The 19,714-nt window shown below is 43.4% G+C and carries 18 protein-coding genes; 9 read left to right on the top strand and 9 right to left on the bottom strand.

Annotated features, from left to right (window positions below; all coding sequences use genetic code 11):
- Positions 1 to 4 precede the first annotated feature (4 nt).
- Positions 5 to 334 carry a hypothetical protein gene (locus tag AC07SI_RS26510; protein WP_106802679.1) on the bottom strand — a complete coding sequence of 110 codons (330 nt, stop codon included), beginning with the start codon at positions 332 to 334 and terminating at the stop codon, positions 5 to 7.
- A gap of 211 nt (positions 335 to 545) precedes the next feature.
- Between AC07SI_RS26510 and AC07SI_RS26515 the strand changes: the two genes are divergently transcribed.
- Complete coding sequence (locus AC07SI_RS26515; protein ID WP_495006813.1) at positions 546 to 1,442, top strand: hypothetical protein; 897 nt, start codon at positions 546 to 548, stop codon at positions 1,440 to 1,442.
- Between the two features lie 29 nt (positions 1,443 to 1,471).
- Positions 1,472 to 1,756 (top strand): hypothetical protein, encoded by a 285-nt coding sequence (locus AC07SI_RS26520; protein ID WP_495006814.1) that lies wholly within the window; start codon positions 1,472 to 1,474, stop codon positions 1,754 to 1,756.
- Between the two features lie 45 nt (positions 1,757 to 1,801).
- Here AC07SI_RS26520 and AC07SI_RS26525 read toward each other — a convergent pair whose 3' ends face one another.
- Genes AC07SI_RS26525 through AC07SI_RS26535 form a run of 3 tightly spaced genes read right to left on the bottom strand, consistent with a single transcriptional unit; the run spans position 1,802 to position 4,291 of the window.
- Complete coding sequence (locus tag AC07SI_RS26525; RefSeq protein WP_495006815.1) at positions 1,802 to 2,344, bottom strand: CbrC family protein; 543 nt, start codon at positions 2,342 to 2,344, stop codon at positions 1,802 to 1,804.
- Between the two features lie 25 nt (positions 2,345 to 2,369).
- Complete coding sequence (locus AC07SI_RS26530) at positions 2,370 to 2,738, bottom strand: hypothetical protein (RefSeq protein WP_495006816.1); 369 nt, start codon at positions 2,736 to 2,738, stop codon at positions 2,370 to 2,372.
- 2 nt (positions 2,739 to 2,740) lie between these two features.
- Entirely contained in the window at positions 2,741 to 4,291 is a 1,551-nt protein-coding gene (locus tag AC07SI_RS26535) for a J domain-containing protein (protein WP_495006817.1), read from the bottom strand.
- 108 nt (positions 4,292 to 4,399) lie between these two features.
- Here AC07SI_RS26535 and AC07SI_RS26540 point away from each other — a divergent pair, with 108 nt between their 5' ends.
- From AC07SI_RS26540 to AC07SI_RS26565, 6 genes are all read left to right on the top strand, one after another.
- Positions 4,400 to 4,543 carry a hypothetical protein gene (locus AC07SI_RS26540; protein ID WP_213552650.1) on the top strand — a complete coding sequence of 48 codons (144 nt, stop codon included), beginning with the start codon at positions 4,400 to 4,402 and terminating at the stop codon, positions 4,541 to 4,543.
- A gap of 180 nt (positions 4,544 to 4,723) precedes the next feature.
- Positions 4,724 to 6,262: a tyrosine-type recombinase/integrase gene (locus AC07SI_RS26545; RefSeq protein WP_495006818.1), complete on the top strand. Its 1,539-nt coding sequence runs from the start codon at positions 4,724 to 4,726 to the stop codon at positions 6,260 to 6,262.
- 957 nt (positions 6,263 to 7,219) lie between these two features.
- Positions 7,220 to 7,711 carry a hypothetical protein gene (locus AC07SI_RS26550; RefSeq protein ID WP_495006819.1) on the top strand — a complete coding sequence of 164 codons (492 nt, stop codon included), beginning with the start codon at positions 7,220 to 7,222 and terminating at the stop codon, positions 7,709 to 7,711.
- Between the two features lie 17 nt (positions 7,712 to 7,728).
- A complete protein-coding gene (locus AC07SI_RS26555) occupies positions 7,729 to 8,448 on the top strand; it encodes a hypothetical protein (protein WP_495006820.1) in 720 nt (239 codons plus the stop codon).
- A 191-nt stretch (positions 8,449 to 8,639) separates the two neighbouring features.
- On the top strand, positions 8,640 to 9,041 hold the full coding sequence (locus tag AC07SI_RS26560; RefSeq protein ID WP_495006821.1) for a hypothetical protein: 402 nt from the start codon (positions 8,640 to 8,642) through the stop codon (positions 9,039 to 9,041).
- Between the two features lie 67 nt (positions 9,042 to 9,108).
- Complete coding sequence (locus tag AC07SI_RS26565; RefSeq protein ID WP_495006822.1) at positions 9,109 to 12,042, top strand: hypothetical protein; 2,934 nt, start codon at positions 9,109 to 9,111, stop codon at positions 12,040 to 12,042.
- Between the two features lie 50 nt (positions 12,043 to 12,092).
- Here AC07SI_RS26565 and AC07SI_RS26570 read toward each other — a convergent pair whose 3' ends face one another.
- The 5 genes from AC07SI_RS26570 to AC07SI_RS26590 all read right to left on the bottom strand — a co-directional run bounded on the left by AC07SI_RS26570 (position 12,093) and on the right by AC07SI_RS26590 (position 19,198).
- Complete coding sequence (locus tag AC07SI_RS26570; protein WP_495006823.1) at positions 12,093 to 12,608, bottom strand: hypothetical protein; 516 nt, start codon at positions 12,606 to 12,608, stop codon at positions 12,093 to 12,095.
- A 1-nt stretch (position 12,609) separates the two neighbouring features.
- Positions 12,610 to 13,125 (bottom strand): hypothetical protein, encoded by a 516-nt coding sequence (locus AC07SI_RS26575; protein WP_495006824.1) that lies wholly within the window; start codon positions 13,123 to 13,125, stop codon positions 12,610 to 12,612.
- A gap of 213 nt (positions 13,126 to 13,338) precedes the next feature.
- The gene (locus AC07SI_RS26580) at positions 13,339 to 13,836 is read right to left on the bottom strand and encodes a hypothetical protein (RefSeq protein WP_495006825.1); all 498 of its coding nucleotides are present in this window, start codon (positions 13,834 to 13,836) and stop codon (positions 13,339 to 13,341) included.
- A 71-nt stretch (positions 13,837 to 13,907) separates the two neighbouring features.
- The gene (locus tag AC07SI_RS26585; RefSeq protein WP_495006826.1) at positions 13,908 to 16,472 is read right to left on the bottom strand and encodes a hypothetical protein; all 2,565 of its coding nucleotides are present in this window, start codon (positions 16,470 to 16,472) and stop codon (positions 13,908 to 13,910) included.
- 65 nt (positions 16,473 to 16,537) lie between these two features.
- Positions 16,538 to 19,198, bottom strand: a complete 2,661-nt coding sequence (locus AC07SI_RS26590; protein ID WP_495006827.1) for a hypothetical protein — start codon at positions 19,196 to 19,198, stop codon at positions 16,538 to 16,540.
- A gap of 69 nt (positions 19,199 to 19,267) precedes the next feature.
- Between AC07SI_RS26590 and AC07SI_RS26595 the strand changes: the two genes are divergently transcribed.
- Positions 19,268 to 19,684 carry a hypothetical protein gene (locus AC07SI_RS26595; protein WP_495006828.1) on the top strand — a complete coding sequence of 139 codons (417 nt, stop codon included), beginning with the start codon at positions 19,268 to 19,270 and terminating at the stop codon, positions 19,682 to 19,684.
- Positions 19,685 to 19,714 lie beyond the last annotated feature (30 nt).

A 19,714-nucleotide genomic window follows, 5' to 3' on the forward strand; every position in this document is an offset into this window, starting at 1 on the left:
TGCTTTATTGGATGTCCTTAAGGTAATCCTTGAGGGCATTCAGCGGTGCCGGCAGTTCATCAAGCTGACCCACGCTTTGCACATCAGCTGCCAACCGTTGCAGTTCGCGACCCATCACCGTATTGGCGCCGCCCAATGCCTCAAGTGCCTGATCAACACAGTCCGCTATCTTGGATTGAATAGCCGCCAGGTTCCCCTGGCGCACCAGCAGCCCAAACACTTCGCGTTCATACCCATCCATCACCAGGTCATCCCGCAAAACCGGGCTGCCGCCGTCCGTCTCGTGCACCAGTTTCAGTGCAAAGAGCGCAACCGCTTCCAGCGTCAATTCCATGGTTTCGGTGCCTCTGTTTTTTGGGGGAGGGCGATGATCACTGTTCTGTGCGTGAAAAAAAAGACGGAGCGCCGCGAATTTTGTGAACCCGTGCCCATTAACCCGCATGCACAAGGAACGATATTAATTAGCCATGCTCCAACCGCCGTGCCACGCCCACCCCGATGGGCGCACGGCTCATCGGCTCCCCCATTACAAGGACGCAATCCCCATGCCGCCATCCCCCTCACAAGCGCCTTCCGTCACCGGCGAGCTGATTGCCAGTTTCCGCCACGGCAAGGGCTTTCTGATTTTCAGCTTGATATTCGCAGTTGTATTGCTGGGGCTCGCCGTATTTGTGTTGTATCTGGGCACGATCCTGCCGCCGGGCAATGAGGGGCCAGTCAGTCTCCAGACGTCCCGTGGCATGGCCCTCAGCTTCAGTAACCCACACACGTTGATTTACGCCACCAGTGCTTTACTGGTGGTTCTCGGGATCGGGGTATTGGCTGCCTACGCCTGGCACAAGAAACTGCGTGCGCCGCGTTACGAGGTGTATGAGCGCGGCATCGAGCGCATCATCAACGATCAGCGTGAATACACCGCTTTCGCGGAGATTGACGACCTGTATCTGTTCGGCTCCGGGCAGACCGTGCTGACCGGCTTGATCACTAACGTTGCCTACCGTCGTAATGCTTCCGAGCCGTTTCATCGAGTGATCGAGACCCTCAAGGGATTTCACGACTTCCAGCAATTGGTTCGTGAACTGCACGTGCGAGCACGCCTGCCGGCGGTGATGGCGACGCTGGCATCGGGCGGGGCGGTCACGTTCAACTGCATCGGTTCTGGGCAGGTCTGGGGCAAGCGTGTTTCCGGCAACTTCCTCAAAGTCACTACGACGCCGATTGTGGTGAGCCAGGATTTCCTCGAATACCAGGGGCGTAAAGTGCCGATGTCGTCGCTGCGCACTGTCGACCTCAACGCCTGGACCGAAAAGGTGGTGATCAAGGACGAAAGCGACAAACCCGTCCTGTCGACCATCGCCACCGGCATCCTGAGCCACGACGTGTTCCTCAACACACTCGATGCAGTGTTTACGGCTGAAGAGCAGGCACGCGAGTCGGCTTGAGCCACTGGCATCATTAATAAGGAATAAAGATGATCTATCGCGGCGCAGGCTGGTTGACGTTATTTACACCGGTGGCCATGGTGCTGCTGTTGATGTGGCTGTGGCCGGATCCCAGCGTCAAACCCGGCGACACCTCGCTGATGCAGGTGTTGATCGGCTTTGGAGCGGGCTCAGCGATCAACACTGTGCTGGGTTTTGTACTGAACCGAGAGCCACATGCCGACGGGGTGCGTCACCACTTCTTTTTCATGCCGATGCAATGGCCGGCGCTGGCGATCACCGTCGTCTGCGCGGTGATTGCCTTGCTCAAGTAAGGCTACCGACCGCTGCATTCAGGTGGGCTGAAGGATGTCGGTGTGTCAGTGGCAGTCCTGATAGGCGCCCAACGTGGCGCAATGGCGACATCTGAAGAGGTACACAGTAGGACCGTGGTCTTTATCCAGCGCCTCGAAGAACGCCTGCCACTGCGGACCGTCTTCCAATCCGGTGGCGTCCTGAACCGCAGCGATCGCTTCGGCGCCCAGCGCCAGCAATTCTGCACGACCAGCCTTGCCGATGAATTGGCCTGCGTCGTTACAGTGGGTGAACCACGCTTCCTGCTGCCAGCCGCTGAAACCCGGCGTACGCTGGCTGACTTCGGCGACCTGCGCGTCGCTTAGCCCGGCGTCGCCGTCCAGGCCGATACTGTCCTCGTCGACAAATGTCGCACCGAGGCGCTCGTGGGCACTGCCATCGACAATGCACCACGGGCATATGCAGGCCTCGTACTCTTCGATGGCATACACCGGACCCACGTATATGTAGCCCCGCGTCTGATTGCAACAGACGCAGACGGTGCTAGACGGTTGCACCGAGCCGCTGCCGACCGGGTCGGGGTGGTAAGTAAACTGTGGCAATGTCATGGGCATCTCCTTTGTCTTGATTGGTTCAGTCGCCGGCGACGACCGCTGCTACCAATTCTTCCAGCGACGAGTACACCTCGGCATCGTCGATGGAGGGGCATCCGGCGTCCAGCAGATAAAAGCGCGGGCTCGTGGTGCGCTCCAGTAAAATCAGGCGCCCTCCGGAGTCGTCGCCCACCAGTACATGGTCGGGAAAGTACTCGGCGATTTCATACGTTTGCTGACGTTCGAGTATCTCGTGGGTTGCATGGATTTTCACCAGGTCCGCCAGCATTGCGCCGTCACTGAATGCCCAGAACGTGCGGATCCAAGCGTCGGTAGGCAAGGCCAGGTGCCCAGCGGTCGTGTCGATTTGCGCTGCGCTGGCGGGTGGGGTTTTCTCGCTGTAGTGCATGTTCACAGTGCCTGCGTCAGCCAGGTGCCAGGTCGATAAAGCTGCACATAGGCGATGACACCGATCATCCCGATGCAGAACATCCATTGCAGCCAACTGAGGCCGGCAATCCGCTGGATCGCCTGCCATGGCCGTTGCCAGCGATACGCGTGTTCGCGAGCGACGGCACGCGCGGGTCGCAACAAGCCGATCAATCCAGTGCCCACATACGTGACCAGCCCGAGCAACCCCAGCCAATTCCAGATCACCAAGGCCAGTGCCAGCAGCGGACCGCTGTTACGGATCACCAAGTGGCGACGGTCTGAGAGGAGCCGGTGGCGGACGCACCAGCGGCTGACGCGTTGATCGAGGTCATGCAGGCTTTCCGACAGGGCGGCCCAGTAGTCCAGCAGCCATTTGCCGACTTGCGCCATCAGGTAACCACCCAATGCATACAACGGCAACATCAAAAGCCAAGGACCCCAATCGGTCACGCTGGCAAGTTGCCTGAGCGCGAGGCAGACAGTGAGTATGCTGGCTGCCCGTGTTACCCCATGGCGCACCGGACGACACCCGATCATGGCCTGCCAGAACCAAGGATCATGATTGGGGAACAACCCCAGCAGATCGGCGAAACGTGTGGAAAATTCAGCCGACAACTGCTCGCACGCCTGCCAGTCTGCCTCGCCGAACGTGGCGGTCAGCGTTGCCTGCTGCGCGGGCTTCGTACACATCAGGAACAACGCCGCTGCATTGGCCGTGGGACTGGGCGCCTGCGCACGCTGTCGCGCCAGTTCACCCAACTCATCCAGCCAGGCGTGCTGCTCGCAACGCCGGTTCAATGCCTGCCACTGCGCCGGCTCTATGGGCACACACGCCCCTTCAGCATCCCAGCCGAACAGTCGGCACACCTGGCGAAACAACTGCGCTGACCAGTGCTGATGCACTGTGAACAGGTTGAGCACATGCACCTGCAAAGCCTGGCGATGGATAAAATCCAGCAACCAGCCCTGCCGGCAGGCCCGCTCCAGGTGCGTGAAAAAGAAGGCTTGCTCGCCGGGTTTCATCAACTGCTCAAGGTCGGCGTACAGCGCAGTGGTAAGGGCCAGGACCAATCGCTGGTGCGCAAACCCGCCGCTGTTGATCTGTTGCCAAGGCGTCAGCCATTGACGCTCTTCCGCGCCCCAGGTCAGCAGCGCCAAGTGCTCATCCGGCGCATTGACACAACGCTGGAACAGCAACTGTTCGAACTCGGCGGCGCACCCATGGACCAAGGCTTTGGCCCAATATTCAGCTGCACGCGAGTCATCGAATTCGGACAGCAGCGCATAGGCTTGCTCCAGGGCGGAACGCGCCAGGCTAGGCGCCACATACTCTGCCTGATCAGGTGTGTCTGCTACGTTGCGCACGCTATGCAGCGCCTGCTCGTAGGCTTCGCGCAGGCGTTGGAAAGCAACGGGATCATCGTCCGGGCGCGTGACCTTGAGTAGCTTGGCGTATTGGCGTTTGAGAGTACGCTCGTCAGCGTGCACGGGGAGGTTGAGGACCTTCCAGCAGTCGAGGGTGGGGGCCATGATCAGTTATCGGCCGGCAAAAGGGGAGCGAGTTGGTGTTGAGGTGGGAGATGCACGCGTTCTTCCTTGAGGCTGGGTGCACGATCATAGCGGTAGAGGGGGGCGTTCATGTTATTGATTGACCGCGTCATCGTTGAGATCGTTCGCGGCGTTGTGCGAGGCGGTTTTTTCGGTGTTTACGGGGGCGGAGAGGGGGAGTGCACTTTTCTACAGGCGAAAAAAAAGACCTTGAATTTCAAGGTCTTTTTTTAAGATGGTGCCCCGAGGGAGACTCGAACTGTCTCTAAAATCCGGCCAAACCTTTGCAAGCCTTGATATACGGGTATTACAGCATCTTCTACTTCCAAAAACTACTTCCAAAATGGCCCCCTGTAGGTTACGTTTCGTGCATGGTGAAGCTTGGGCTAAATCAGGCATGGGAAGGCTCGAAAAATGGCAGTGGATAACCTCAAAAACATTGGTGGAACGTGGTATGTCCGAGTAGCAATCCCGGCTGAGTTACGGTCTGCTTTTGGGAACAAAACTGAGTTCCTGAAAAGCCTCAAAACTGGGCGTAAAAGCGAAGCGATGGTGCTACGCACCAAAGACCTTCATGAGTTCAAAAATCGCATAGCGAATGAGCGAAAAAGGCTTGTCGTTGAACAAGAAATGAACAGCCTTTCCTTGATGCCATCGGCTGCAAGGTTTGATGAACTGTTTGAGAGTCTTGAAGAAATCAAGGCTGGATTGGCTGAACAGAAGCAAGAACGTAAGAAAGATTTTGAAGAATCTGATTATGAAGACATTCAAGCACTGAAAAAGATTGAAGGCCATCATAATTTTCTAAATCATTTGCTGCTGGAAAAACAGGCTTTGGGTGAAGAATTAAACCCAACGCAAGCTGCTCTTTTGATTGAGCTAAATGAATTTGAAAGTCTTCCAAACAAAACATTTAAAAGATCAGAAGAACTGCTTGAAAAACTGGAAAAATCGAACGTGTTAGGTTCGTTTTCTGGTCTTGTGGAGACACAAGAAGAAAAAGAACAGGTAAAAGCTTTGATTTCTGAGCCTGCTAAGGTCGTTAAAAAGCATCCTTTGAACGAAAAGAATTTCGTTGAATTTCACAAATATGAAGTGAAGCGAAAAGTAACGCTTAGGTCAATTGATAGGCATGTTAATAGGCTTAATATGCTGAAGGATTTCTTGAATAAGCAAAAATTTGAACTGGATTATGAGTCTGTTAGGGTTTTCTTGGAATCTTTGGATTGCGCAGATAAGACAAAAATGCAATATCTCTGCTCATTCAATGCTTTTTACAAATTCATGTTCAATGACGCGAATTTTAGGCAGAAATTCCCAATTAATCCATTCATGAATCACGCTATTAACAAGGTGCGGCGTGGCGCACGCAAAGAAGAAGTGCGTAAAGCGTTCACAAAGGATCAAGTGAAAAGCCTGTATGACAATGCTGTAAGCCAAGGGAAAACTAAATTAGCTGATTTGATCCAGCTTGGGGCATACACTGGTGCAAGGATTGAAGAAATTTGCCAGATAAAGCTTGAAGAGCTGGTAAAGGTTGATGGTGTGTATTGCTTTGACATTAAACAGTCGAAAACAAATGCTGGTGAACGTCTTGTTCCAATCCATTCTAAAATATTGCCTTTGGTTGAAAGACTGAAGAAAGAATCAAAGGATGGATATTTGCTGAAAACCAATAGAGGCGGGAAATACGGCGTTAAATCAAAAGAAATGAGTAGCGATTTTTCGGCCTTTAAAATAGCCCTTGGCTACTCAAAAGAGCTGGTGTTTCACTCCTTCCGGCACACAATGGTTACTGAGCTTGAAAGGGCTGATATTAAGAATATTCTGGTTATGTCTATTGTTGGGCATGAAGTAGGTGGCTCGCTCTCAATGACTTTTGACAGATATAGTGAAGGCCCAACGCCAAAGGCCAAAAAAGAAGCTATTGAAAAAGTTACATTTAGCATTTGATATATCAGAATAATAAACACACAAAGCTTAAAATAATAATTTGCGTAGGCTTAAATAATCGAAAGGGAGATCCAACCGGGTTTCCCTTTTTTATTTCTCTCTCTACGCCAAAGGCGTATGTTCTTTTCTAAATCGCAGTGGCTGCGCATACCTCAATGAGCGTAGCGAAATCGTATTGAGTTGACTTTCGTAGAAAGATTCAACGAAATCGATCCTAAAATTAATAATAAATAACAGTCTTATATATTATTGTCTTAATATGCGCGCGCGGTCTGTCAATACGAAATGAGGAAAATCAAGGCTTGCAGAGATCTTTGCAGGCCATATTTGGCCCCCAAAGTTTAAAATTTGCCATTTTCGGGGGCCATCAATGGCCCGCAAAGTTACTTTTGATACTAATTTTTTTGGAAAAAAACAGCTTTGGGGGCCATATTTGGCCTCCAAAGTTTAAGAATTTCAATTCAACCTAATAAATCTAAATAAACAGTTGGCAAATAAACTGGTATCAAAACCGGTTTTCCGGGCCAAAATGTGCATATTATAATAAATTAGGAAAATAATTACTCTTAAACTTGCAATGCCAAAAAAAATGGTATCATCTAATTACACATAGGGTAAAAGATGATGAATAATGAATATTGCACAATTTTAAGGCTCACTGAAAAACAGCTTGATCAATTAGACGTTCTGTCAAACGAAAGCCATTCCGCGCATACATTGCTAATAAAGATGATTGGCAGATACGAGCTAATAAACCATTTTCCTTGCGCAGTGGTTACTTCTGAGCAAATCAAGAAATGGACAAATACCAGTTCAAGAGAATCCGTAAGGTTAATGAGCCGAGTTCTTGAAAGGTTGGGGTTTGCAAAATTTGAATTAGATAAACCTAATGGCAGATGGATTGTTAAGCTTGAATTTCTGAACTATAAAAACAAGCAATTCAATTAAGGTGTTGCTATGAAGAATCCATTCAAGCCCTTTGGCGATGGGTTAAGCTCAGGCCATACCTTTCAATCCATATTTAAAGAGTCAATCCCATATTTCGCTGCAATGACAATGAAAGACGGTAATGCTGCAAGTATTATCCTGCTCGCAATTGCCAAGATGGATATTGACAATATAGCCGTTGTGCAAGGTGTGGAGCTTGATAAATATCTAAATATCAGTGAAAGGACAAGGAAACGCGCCTTTAAGCTTATTCGATTCCTCAATATGGCAAGAATAAAAATTGACAATAGGAAAGGCGGAATAATAAAAATTCAAGTAAATGCAAAGCTTGTATTTGGGGGGAATAAAAAAAGAATCCTTGAAGATGAATCGCTCTACAAGCAAGAACTGACACATGATGGAATTGATAGAGAGTCAGGGCGAGTAAACGATAAGGCTTTTGATAGTTTCACCATAAAAGATCAATACATAGATGATGCCTTTACAGGTATACCATTCTAAAAAACAAGAGGGAGATTATGAATGACACACAATTAATTGAGAAAAGATTCACTGAACAGCTTAAAGCAATTTCTGCTGAAAGATACGAAATATGGCTTACCAAGGATGGCAGACAATCTGTTTTCACAATTCAAAGGGAAAGAAAAAAGGTAAAGTATTTTACTGAAAGCGAAGTCATTGAAAAAATCAAAGCATTAAAATATAAAAACACCCAAGGATACGAAATTACTATCATTCCATATGACCGTAATTTCTACTATATCGCGCTGAACAATCTGGATGATTCAGCATTAGAGCAATTGCAGAAATACCAGCATTTACCATGCCTGAGAATGCTCCTAAACGCATCTGAGCCGATCCAGCACCAGAGGCAGCAAGTGGTTCTGAAAATCGCAAAGCAGGCTCATGCAAAGGACGCTGAGGCCGTTAATTTCGGGGCAAGCCGCATGGCAAAGCGTTACGGTAAAGATTCCTACATTGGGGTTCAGTCTCCTTTAATAGCAGCGGGTTTCAAGCTCAAAGGGGATTTTGTAAGATTGGAAAGGGCGGCTAATAGAATCTGTCCAGCACTGACTGAATCGACAAACAAATTTAGAGAATTACTTTTCGTTACTGACAATGTTTTGTCCAAAGCGCCAGTTAGAGACGATTGTAGGACAGATGAAGAATTTGATAAATTGCAGAAAATCCATAGATCGAAAATCTATGGCGATAACGTGCAATGGAAAAATATTTAAATTATTTTAAAATTTAATTTGCAATCCTAAAATGAAATGCTAACATGAATGTAGAAGGTAATTAGTTACTACCCTCTGTTAAAAATTAACCTTTATATTAATTTTTTGCTCCATTATTTTTGTTATTGTATTAAACCCAAAGCCCTATGTGTAAAGACTGAGGGTTTTTTACATTTCTGAGGAATGATGAAATGGGCGTGAATACATTTCTGAATCGCTACACTGGAAAGCGTGAAGAATTTGAGATTGATACTGAAGAAGCAATTCATGACATTTTCCAGAATATTGAAATTTTCCGCGACTATCTCAAATCTGAATCTGAGGAAAAGATTCTCTTAAACGTCGAATATGGTTCATGCTTTGAACGTGGCATGAAGCACCACATGATGATTATTAATTACCTCGACCTCTGGAAGCTGGAAGACGATTTAGAATCTTGGAAAAGTTATTGTGAAATCCTGAATAAGCGCCTGCTTGGCGTTCATGAGAAATTCGCAGATCAGTTTCTGGCTGATGTTTTCTTTTATAATATATGGACAGTTTTACTTATCGAAGGCTATGAAGATGAATGGCTTGAAGATTATTTAAAATAGTTTGAGTTAAGCCCTGATTAATAGTTTTGAATATGTTATAATTTGAGCATAACAAAACTATTTAACTATGCACAATATTAAAATAATAAGAATAGCTTTAATTCCGGCTGTTTCCCTCCTTTTTGCTTTATCTCCGTTTACCAAAGCTCACGCTGATTTAATCAGCAGCCAGTGGACTACTCCGTATTACACACCTACTGAAACAGGATTGTCCGGCCCTGTCGTGCCAGAGGGAAACTATTCAAATGATGATTCATTTACTTTGCAATACTGCATAAATGAAGAAAGGTATCAAACAACAGTCACATACAAATACTATTCATATTATAAAACCGGCCCTAACGGGGAAATGATTTTAGTAAATAATTACTACGCCAGCAGACCGGATGGTCAATACGTTAATATTTTGAAATACGAAAGACCTGATGGGTTCTTTGATAATGTAAAAATTTCACCAGATGACGCAAAATTGCTTGGCTTCTCTGTAAATCCTATTCCAAAAGAACCGGGCGTTGTTAGTTACTCAAACAATTGTCAATTACAGAACTATGCACAAGCTTCTGAAATTCTTCCTTATAGTGATGAATTAGTCGTTGAAAACTGTCCAGCGGGGGAAACGCTCGGTGGTGAAGAAGGGGGCAAAACTCAAAGAATAGGTAACGTCTTAAACTACTTCAGAAACAATCCAGATGGCACACAATCTTTTTTCTTGAAATTAGCCTCTGATGGTTCATACGTTCCATATAATGACGAAACCTACCCAAGATCCTCGGTATGGGGAAGAAATGCGCTTTCTGGTGCAGGTTTAGTTGAACAGTATGGCGGGACGTTTCAACCGGGATACGATAAGGCTTGTGCGCCAGTTAAAAGCGATGTGCCGGATTACTCTCAAGCGCCTGTATACAGATATAAAGAGTATGGCAAAGAAACATGCCCAGCAGGACAAACAATTGGTGGTCAACAATTCGGCGGAACTGAGCGCTGGGGGACAATACCGCTTTGGACTGGTAGAGACAAAAACGGTTTGGAAACTCAGTTTTTCGCTGATGGGATAAGCGGTGCATTAACTCAAATCAACCTTTATGCAGATTATCCAGAGCTTTTGTCTGAACCATATGCTTTAAATGCCTCCGTAATTTATCAATTCCATGGCGAATGGGATAGCCCAGCTTGTGCGCCAGTTCAAGAAGTTGATTTATCCACACCAGCGCATTTCGACCATTACCAATACATTTACGCTCAATGCCCAGCGGGTCAGACTGTGGACGGAATCGACGGCGGAAATGCAACAAAACAAGGAACAATAGAAATATGGTCTGCTACTGATAAAAATGGAAATATCGTTTATTCAATCAAAGACGGATTGACCGGCGAGTTAACGCCAATTAATTTAGCAGATTATCAAACTACTACACCACCATTCTTCGAAATGCCAGCATCTTTTATGGATACATATCATGGGCAATGGACGATGGGAATGGATAAAGCTTGTAAAGTGCCAGTGACATTTACATACGAATCTGAATACCAAACTGTTGATTGTCCTGCTGGAATGACCGGATCTGTTTCTCAATCCCGCTTAGTGAAAAAAGGGTCTGATGGTAGCGTTTCTACATTGATTGACTGGTATACGATTATGAGTTCGTGCCAATTGGCTGAACCTGAGCAACCAGTAATTACTGAGCCAGAAGAACCTGAGCAACCAGTTGAACCTGAAACACCAGTTACGCCTGTCGAGCCAGAAACGCCTGTAACGCCGGTGGAGCCTACTGAACCTGAAACCCCAGCGCCAGCATGGGAAAATGCTGGGAACGCTTCTGTGAGCTTCACATGCCCAGCGGGTCAAACTGTTGGATCTGTAATGGGTAACGGAAACGTGCGTAATGGTCTTATCCCTATTCTTATCAAAGGCTCTGAATACGCCTACAAAGCTGCTGATGGTTCTGCTTTGCCTGTGCAAGTGGTATCTGATAAAGACGGAGCATTGAGCCTTCCAAACGCTTTGGAAAGCGACGTAGGAAGCTATGGCGGTAAATGGTTAGCTGGTAGTGAAGAAAAATGCGGTGAGCCGTCTCAATTTCAGGCAATGACAGATTGGAAAACTGAAACTGTGGTCTGTGCTGAAGCTCAAACTGGTCATATCACATATGACTATAATAGAACGTGGGATTATGACGCTAAAAAGAACATTACTAAAAATGATTCTGGATGGGTTTCATCAGTTAGAGAAAATACTTGCAAGGATTTAAAAGACGCTTTGCTTGAGTCAGAAGAAATTACTAAATCTGAACAATGCCCCGATGGTCAGTATGGTTCTATAACTGTTAAAGGAAAAATCGTTACTTATGGATTAAGTGGTTCTAAATTCATCGAAACAGACAGAATCAATAACTGCGTAGCTGAATTGAACACGTTTGAGAAAGAGACTCAAGTTAAAGATTGCCCTGCTGGTCAAGTTGGACAAATCAACGAATACATGATGAAAGCAGTTGATACGTCTGGAAATGTTGTTTATCCGTATGGCAAGGAATGGATTCAAGAATCTAATACTTGCACAAATCCAGTATCAGCAGGCGAATCTGATTCATCTGGAAAAGATTCTGCAAAAGGATTGTTGTCTAACCAAACCTTGAAAGCTTCTGATAACGTGAATTTAGAAAAATTGTTAAATTACCTAAACGTGGTTCAGGACGTTAGCCCAAGCAGCGATTACAAATTAAATATTGTCTTGGATACTTTCGACAATATCCATTTAGAGAAAATCCAAGCGGTAGCTACTAAATGGAAACAAGTTTCAGGTGGTAAGGTTGTATTGGGTGATGCTCCACGATTTGCAAAAAGCTATATCGGGTATGACGGGATTACAAAAGACAACGTAAACGAATTTGTGATTACAGCAGCGTATTATAGTAATGGGAATATCACTGTTACAGCAAAACAGGTTGGAAAAATGAAGGCAGGGAAAAATATTATCTTCAATGTGCCATTCGCTAAAATCTAATCGTAGAGAAAAAGAAAACTCCCAAATGGGAGTTTTTTGTTATCTGGTGCTTAGTAATTTTCAAGAAATACCATTGCAGATTCTTCAATTGTTTCTTTCCTTCTCAGGTATACAGGGAAATCCATAACGTCAATAAATCCATCAATGTAATTTTGGATCAAAGCAGTATAAGAAAGGGAAAAAGCGTGGTCGGGGTCTTCGCCAAAAATATCAAATACCAAATGGTTATTTAGCTGGTCTTGAAAAACTTCAGAAACATAATGGCAAAGCATAATGCCGTCTGCGTAGCTTTTGAAAAGGCATATCTGCCAGTATTCGCGGCCAATGGCTACCAAATCATACTTCCTTCCCTCCATCGTGAAAGTGCCGCATGGGAAGGCAAAGCACCTGATTCTTTTGTTTGAGTCGCCCAATAAGTCAAAGCGGTTCATAGCTTCCATTACAGTGAGCTTTTTGTATCTAACGTGCATAGCATAGTTTTTTCTGGCTTTTGCGTAATTCATGCTGGTATTGATTGAGAAATCCAGTGAGCCATTTTCGCCTTTAAGGGATGATTGAAATAACATATCAATACCCCAACATGACATATTGCATTATTTCGTCTTCAAAATGCGGGCTTTGGAAAACGGATTTAAAATCAGTATATTGGTTTGTGTGTTCTTCTAAGAACATGATAAGACAGCTATTCAGGCTAACATGCAGATCTTCAAAGAAAAGGTCTTGGAGCGGCGTATAGCTCGTTACCAATTCATTCCTGTCGAAATTTGCAGCACCCGGTTTTTTAGAAAACACACCTAAATTAAACAAAGTCGTCATGAAGTAGATTACAGCGCCAGAATTGCCAGAGGCGTTTACACAATCTTGGACAATGTAATAGGAGCGGTAAGTAAATTGGCTCTCGCTGTATTCAACAAAGAAATAGCGTATTGCATCGTTTTCTGGTGTTATTGTTGTGAAAAGGTAATGAGTTTCAAAATACGGATTTTCGATGTATCTGAAATTAAGCTCTAATTTAAATTGAAATGCTTCATAGGCTTTGTAAGAAATATCAACCGTATTAGGTGTTTCAACTTCAAAAACCATTTCGTATTTTCTGTGGGTTCTCTTTGGCTCATTGTTGTGTAATATGATGGGTTTAGTAAAATCAAGCATAATTAATATATTTTGTTTATTTATTGTAATTATAACATTTTAATGCTTGGTTACGAATTTAATATGCTAATATATTTTTGAGGGATTAAAACTCTCAGCATATATATAGTGATTTGTTTAAAAAAAAGCCCTTCGGGGCTTTTTTTATATTAGGTGTTTCAGCTTTGCCAGCTTGTAATATTCAATTTTTCTGATTCCTTGTAGAGTTAAATTTCTCCATGCGTAAACAATGGAAGTGGCTATGATTGAGGAAATTACAACAGATATATAACCTCCCACAATTGAAACATCAAAGTCGATGCCTAAAACGCTATTGCGGAATAATTGGTAAGCTCCAAATATCTGACACATAAGGAACCAAATAGATAATACGGTTGGGGCGAATATTCTTGTTTTTAAAAATCTGTTACGCAAATTGGACACACTATTTCTTTTATTCACTGCTTGGATACTGGTTATGATGGTCATGATGAAAAAAGGGCCAAACAATGCAGATAATAAAGTCCAGAGGAATGGTTTATTTATTCTGTCAAAATGTTGAAGGTCTTCATATGTTGCACTGAAATACTGGCGGCGTTCTTCTAATGTGAATTTGCTTAGCTGTTTCTCATTATAAGATCTATTGAGGCGAATTTTTTGCATGATATAAATGGTTTGTTTTATGCTTCAATTATATCATTTTGAAAGTTAAAAAAAGCGGCCTAAGCCGCATTTTATATTAAATCTTTCTTCGTCTGAATTTCCAATTGTCTGAAAGCTTCATCTTCCTCGTCTGTTCCTAACAAGATCACTCTAATCATATTTTCTGTTTTGGTAGCCATTTTGATTAGCGAAATACATACTGACATTAAAGCTAATACATAGATTAACACTGCAACCAGATAGCCTAATACATCGCCAAGGCCAGTTACTTCGGGTGTTTTGTGTTGAAATGTCATGAGTGCATCAAAAGTTAAAACCTTGTAAATCATGAGCGAATCAAAGAATGGGAATACCATAGCCCAGCTAACAGGAATACAGAATAGGGATATAATAACCACGGAATAGTTATGCAATGGTGTAAAAAACCCTGTCTCGTCAAATTTCTCTTTGTTTAAAGACTGTGTGAATGGGCCTATAAAATAGAGTTCGCTCAATACGGTTATTATGAGAAGAATGAACATCGTTAAGAAAGCTAAGCCAATTACTACCGGGATTCCAAGGGTTAGGAAGTAAGACAATACAAGCAATGTTTGACCAATAGACGTAATAAAATCGTTAAAGGCTGGCACTGCATAAGCCATGCTAAGCAAAATTACATCATCATTTGTGAATGTTCCGCCATAGTTTCCATAGTTATCTTCAAACTCTGAATTGGCTGCAAAAGTTCCCGCATATTTGAAGAACAATGCAGCAAAACCAAGGGCGCTTACCTTATCTGCCAATTGTTTTACACCTTCATTCACTGCGGCTGTTGCTCCGGTTTTGGAGATCATGGAAGGTGATAAAAGCCTGTTCACTGCGGCACCTGAAATCATGCCTATACCAACCTTTTGAAAATTGTGTCCTAACGCCTGAATTGTGTTTAATGGGCCACGGCATATCCAGCCATTATCACGAATGGAATAAGGATGTGAGATACATTCAAAGAAATTATTTAATCCTAAAATGCCAGCGTCATCAGTTTGGAATAATTTCATAACTGCAGTCATGAAGCTACCGCCCAAATTGAACTGGTCAATCCAGCCATCAAAGGGAGAATCTTCTACACTGTCTTGGCTATTACGTTTTTCCTTTTTCTGGAATGATAAATCAAAAACCTTCTTACCTGATTTAGCCTCTAAATTCGCTGAGTCTGTATTGTTGTAATAGGCATTAACTACGATTGAATTTACGAAATAATGAGCCGGTTCTTTATAAGCATCTGTTTCATAATTCATTGTCATGATATGACCAAAGAAGGTTAAGAAATTCGCATGGAGAATTGCATTGTTGTTTGCCAAGAAATTGTAGTATTCAATTGATTCTCCGCATATGCCGGGGCTTGATTCGTCTGCGCACATGGTAGCCGCGCACTGGATAAGGTTTTCTTTGATACCAATAGTCATATCAAAATAGCTTGTGGCGCCGGGCACGTTTCGGCATAGCTGGTATGAGTTGTTCGATAAAGGCACGGTGTTCATTGCCACGCCGGGATATTTCGTCATTTCATAGATAAAGTCCTCCCCGATATTCAATGCTGAATCATGTGCGTATTCTGAGATACCGCCAGCGTCGAAATTGGTTAAGTTATAGGCTGCTTCATTGCCGCGCTCCAGGTGGCTCGCATCGTATGTCTGACGCTCTGTGTTAGGCAAAGCTGGTGGAACAGATGCAATGTTCACTGCGATGGCGTTAGCGCGTGTTATAGCGTCTTGCAGAGCCTTACCGAACTGCTTGGCTACAAAGACGTTGTAATCGACTCCTACCAATTCTGCATGACTCTGAATGGAAGGATTTACTGCAGCGTTTATCTCAACTGCGCATCCTCCAATCTGAGCACTGCCATTAAATGTTCCAGTATTTTCTAAAAAATAAACTCCAATTTTCATTTCCTGTTCTTTGGGTTGTCTCGTAGCGCAGTATGTGAAATCAATAAGGTTTCTGCCTATCTGATAGCCTTTGTTTTTAGGGTTTGGGATTTTGGTGGCAGGGAATACAAGCTTGTCTGATTTGCTGAGCATGTAATAGTAAAAGTCTGCTGATGCACTGATACCATCCTTAGCATAAACTGCGAGATACCTGAGCGTTGAAATATGTTCGTTCTCAGAGCCGGTTTCATCTGCGCTGTTCTTTTTCATATCGGTTTCGTAGAAAGGAATGAAAAGAATTGCGATGACTGAGCCAATAAACGAAAGAGAAACAGCCGCTGCTTTGCCCATAGCGCCAATACCAGATTTTAGAAGCTTCATCGTGAAGATTTGGCCTAATAAGAAAAAGGCGATTGTCAGGAAAGGAAGGGTGAACATATTCAAACCGGAGTTTAATAAATTCCCGTTTAAATTGTTGTATATGTTCTTATTTCCCAAGCATTCATATGTATTATCTTCGTTGTAGAATGGACCCATTCTAACGGCTTTTGCGACTTTACAGCCAAATTGAGATTCAGTTAATGGGCCTGACAAAGTAAGGTTTTTTTGATCATCTGAAAGTGTTCCTGAAAACTCTGATATTTTCGTATCATGAGTTAGCTGAACATCATCTGCATTAGCTGTTACGCAAAATAACAGCAATACATAAAATATGAATTGTTTTAACATTATAGTGATATTTGTTCTTATCACTATTATATCATGGCAAATAAAGAAAAAGCCCGATTAAGGGCTTATTTTCTTTTGTCGATTATTCCATCTAATACTTTGCCCAAAAGAACAGTAAATCCAAGGCTGAAAGCATTTAATACTTTGAGGAATACGCCCAGTGAGTTCATGATTAATGGGGCAAATACAAAGTCTTGTCTATATATTTGCAAGAATTTGATAATCAACGTCAATGTGGTGAAAATGCAAGAAAGCGTTGTAATCCACATTGCGATAAATAGCATTGCTATTGATATTATCGTTGTTCCAAAAATGCCAGTGGTTTGAGATACAGCGTCAACATAATTAAATGCCATAACTGAGTAAACCATTTTCAACAAAATGCCATTCATGAACCAATTGATGACTGAGGCAAAAAATATCAATGGTTGGATTAGAATAAATACAACAACAATTCTCCATAAATGCGATATGTATTCAGTGAATGATTTCCATGTATGCCATTTCGCTGAGTTAATAGCTCCAAGGACTGAGAATTGAATTATCATAAGTGCATAAAACATGAATAAAATATACAAAAGCACGAATGGGTATTTCATCATCAATGGCAACAGGTAAGCGAACAATGCGCCAAATCCAATCAACACTGTCATGGCTGGAATGATTAGTTTTGCTGCGTATTTGAACAATTTGGTGAAGAATGAAAATTGTCCTTTTGATCTTTTGTTGTCTACCTTTTTGCCCACGCCAGCCGTTTCTTTCGTGTTAGTCGCACGTTTGGCATTGATTATTTTGTCTACTCCACTGCCAATGACCGTTGCAGCTAATACAGTAAAAATACCATTCTGGCCGGTTTGAATCTGCTGCTGTCCTAAGTCCGCCAAACCAACAATTGGCATTTGGCTTGAAGCCATTATTCTTTGAAACATAAGTCCGACGTTTTCCAACGCTAAGCTATTAGCTCGCTCAAAATTATCTAACTGAACTGTCTTGGCGCTCCCTCCCAATAAATCTGTTTGTAATAAAGCTTGTGGGTCTTGAACTGGAATAGAATCAGTCGTTGCCAAAGCTGCCTTAAAATAGCTTCTCATGTAATCCCCAATTTGTAGCGGATAAGCTGTGTCTTGAAATCCTCTTTGATTCTTCAACCATTCGTCTTCTATATATGAATCGCCTATCGCCGGGCTGAAAATGTTGAAGAATGGTTGGTTTTGGAAATTGTTTTGCGCTGCCGCATTTCCAATCATATCGGTTATTACTTCGCCAATGTTCAATAGGAAACTCAAAATCCCTTCTTGGCGAATCTGTTTCAATTTCTCATGACGGTCTGGTGTGTCTAATGAATCATGGTAAGCAGTATTGATAGCCATAAGGTCATTGAATATTTTGTCTTTCAAGATACTCATTTTCTCTTGAATTACTTTCTCGTAATCTTCTTTTTTACCTTCTCCTGCGACTGTCCAATCAGCGTTTACGCATATAGGAGAATAATTTCTACCTTTGATAAATTCCTTACTTTCCATGCGTAGCTGAGGACGTTCAGAACAAGCCGCCCCAAGGATAGCGAAAGCTAAATCCTTAGCATCTTGGCTAAGCATAAATTCTTTTACAGTCTTCGCTGTTATGTTACTTCTTACGTCATAGAAATATGCAAGCATTGCTGAATCCACAATACTTTGATAGGTGTTTACTTCGTCACCTTTTTCCTGTGTTGCAATTCTCAAATCCTTTTTAATGTTTTCTGCATCAGTCGCTATTTTGGTTACATCATTATGGACTTTGTATGTGTCGTAATAGCTGATTGCCTGTAAATACTGTTCTGTTTTAGCACCAGCGTTGGGAGTATTGAAAAACTCATATCCAGCAAGATTATAATATTTCTGTGAAGGCATTTCAGGGTTCATTTTCATGAATGACCATTTATTACCCTTGTCAGTTATTATCTCTGAGAAATCATCATAGAGTTTAAAATTCTCGTCGTTCCTTAAATTTGTTGAAGTATTGTAGGCTTGGCTGGTCATCATCAATTGAACAGAACGCTGAGTAACAGAAATAGTTATAGCTTCTGCTTTCGCCATATTTTGGCCTTTTTGAAATTGAACATCTGAGGAAGATTCGCCCGGTTTTAAATACTCAATGTCTGCTGCTGTAAAGTAACTGAGTAAATTCCCTATACCTATAAGGGCTTCTTTATTTCCAATGTTCCATGAGCCGAGTAGCACAAACTGGACAATGGAAACGCCCAAAACTGTGGGCCAGTGAAGACAGAACATTCCAATCATTATGAGGAAACTCAATAAGGGATTCTTCTTGGCTTCTTCACCATCATTGTTCATATCGCCTTTCATTTTGTGCCATAAGCCTATTCCAGCTAATAGAACGTAGAAAAGGACAAGAACAATGCTCGTTATTTTCAAAAGATATTCATTAGATACAGCAACGATTCGTTGGTTTTTTTCGTCAATTTCTTTTTGTAAATCTGTTTTTGCTTCTTGCATTTCTTGATATTTGACGCCATCCAAAGAGCCGCGAAAAGCAAAAGATGATTTGCCCCAAAATCCATCAAATATGCTTGCAGTAGTATCCTTTGAGCATATTTCAGAATTAAATCCATCTACTGTTTTTCCATCGTCCAGCATTCCGCAATTGCTATCGTCAGCAAAAGCTGGCAGTGATATACTGAGAAAAATAGACAGAAGAATAAATTTTAAATTTATTTTAGTCATTATAATTAGTGATTGTTTAACTCAATTATATCATTATGAGTTTGTAATATTTGGGGTTAAGAAAAAGAAATGAATATATTTTATTGTGCTGATTTGAAGGCCAATGCACTTAAGGTCTTTAAGCGCCATGATTTCGTTTACTTTGCGTCTGTTGATGAAGACGGGGTGTTTGCTGCTCGCCTTACTGAACAGCCTATGGATGACAAGCCAGGTCTGCGGCTGGTCGCGGGGGATTTCAGTCTGCGCGTGGTGGAAAGGAACGATGAAGCCAGCCTTGGGGTGCGCTTCCGTGATGAACAGGTGCTTGTCAGCACTGGCACTGATAACGCCACGGTGAGCCTTGCAGGAGGGCTGGCAGAGCTATATAGAGACGGTGGCCGTGTCTTCATCCTCTATGGCTGTGATGCTGAGATCTCAGGCTCCATGAGCGCGACCTTTGCAGGCGTAATGAAGAAAGCGCCGAAAGCTTGGAAAGCCAAATCCTGAAATTCCCAATATGGGAAGGGTAGGGCATTA

The organism is Pseudomonas sp. GW821-FHT05D12 (genome assembly GCF_059419825.1).

Excerpts from the sequence above, each read along its gene's own strand:
- AC07SI_RS26510 (WP_106802679.1), bottom strand. The coding sequence starts at position 334 with ATGGAATTGACGCTGGAAGCGGTTGCGCTCTTTGCACTGAAACTGGTG.
- AC07SI_RS26515 (WP_495006813.1), top strand. The coding sequence starts at position 546 with ATGCCGCCATCCCCCTCACAAGCGCCTTCCGTCACCGGCGAGCTGATT.
- AC07SI_RS26520 (WP_495006814.1), top strand. The coding sequence starts at position 1,472 with ATGATCTATCGCGGCGCAGGCTGGTTGACGTTATTTACACCGGTGGCC.
- AC07SI_RS26525 (WP_495006815.1), bottom strand. The coding sequence starts at position 2,344 with ATGACATTGCCACAGTTTACTTACCACCCCGACCCGGTCGGCAGCGGC.
- AC07SI_RS26530 (WP_495006816.1), bottom strand. The coding sequence starts at position 2,738 with ATGCACTACAGCGAGAAAACCCCACCCGCCAGCGCAGCGCAAATCGAC.
- AC07SI_RS26535 (WP_495006817.1), bottom strand. The coding sequence starts at position 4,291 with ATGGCCCCCACCCTCGACTGCTGGAAGGTCCTCAACCTCCCCGTGCAC.
- AC07SI_RS26540 (WP_213552650.1), top strand. The coding sequence starts at position 4,400 with ATGTTATTGATTGACCGCGTCATCGTTGAGATCGTTCGCGGCGTTGTG.
- AC07SI_RS26545 (WP_495006818.1), top strand. The coding sequence starts at position 4,724 with ATGGCAGTGGATAACCTCAAAAACATTGGTGGAACGTGGTATGTCCGA.
- AC07SI_RS26550 (WP_495006819.1), top strand. The coding sequence starts at position 7,220 with ATGAAGAATCCATTCAAGCCCTTTGGCGATGGGTTAAGCTCAGGCCAT.
- AC07SI_RS26555 (WP_495006820.1), top strand. The coding sequence starts at position 7,729 with ATGAATGACACACAATTAATTGAGAAAAGATTCACTGAACAGCTTAAA.
- AC07SI_RS26560 (WP_495006821.1), top strand. The coding sequence starts at position 8,640 with ATGGGCGTGAATACATTTCTGAATCGCTACACTGGAAAGCGTGAAGAA.
- AC07SI_RS26565 (WP_495006822.1), top strand. The coding sequence starts at position 9,109 with ATGCACAATATTAAAATAATAAGAATAGCTTTAATTCCGGCTGTTTCC.
- AC07SI_RS26570 (WP_495006823.1), bottom strand. The coding sequence starts at position 12,608 with ATGTTATTTCAATCATCCCTTAAAGGCGAAAATGGCTCACTGGATTTC.
- AC07SI_RS26575 (WP_495006824.1), bottom strand. The coding sequence starts at position 13,125 with ATGGTTTTTGAAGTTGAAACACCTAATACGGTTGATATTTCTTACAAA.
- AC07SI_RS26580 (WP_495006825.1), bottom strand. The coding sequence starts at position 13,836 with ATGCAAAAAATTCGCCTCAATAGATCTTATAATGAGAAACAGCTAAGC.
- AC07SI_RS26585 (WP_495006826.1), bottom strand. The coding sequence starts at position 16,472 with ATGTTAAAACAATTCATATTTTATGTATTGCTGTTATTTTGCGTAACA.
- AC07SI_RS26590 (WP_495006827.1), bottom strand. The coding sequence starts at position 19,198 with ATGACTAAAATAAATTTAAAATTTATTCTTCTGTCTATTTTTCTCAGT.
- AC07SI_RS26595 (WP_495006828.1), top strand. The coding sequence starts at position 19,268 with ATGAATATATTTTATTGTGCTGATTTGAAGGCCAATGCACTTAAGGTC.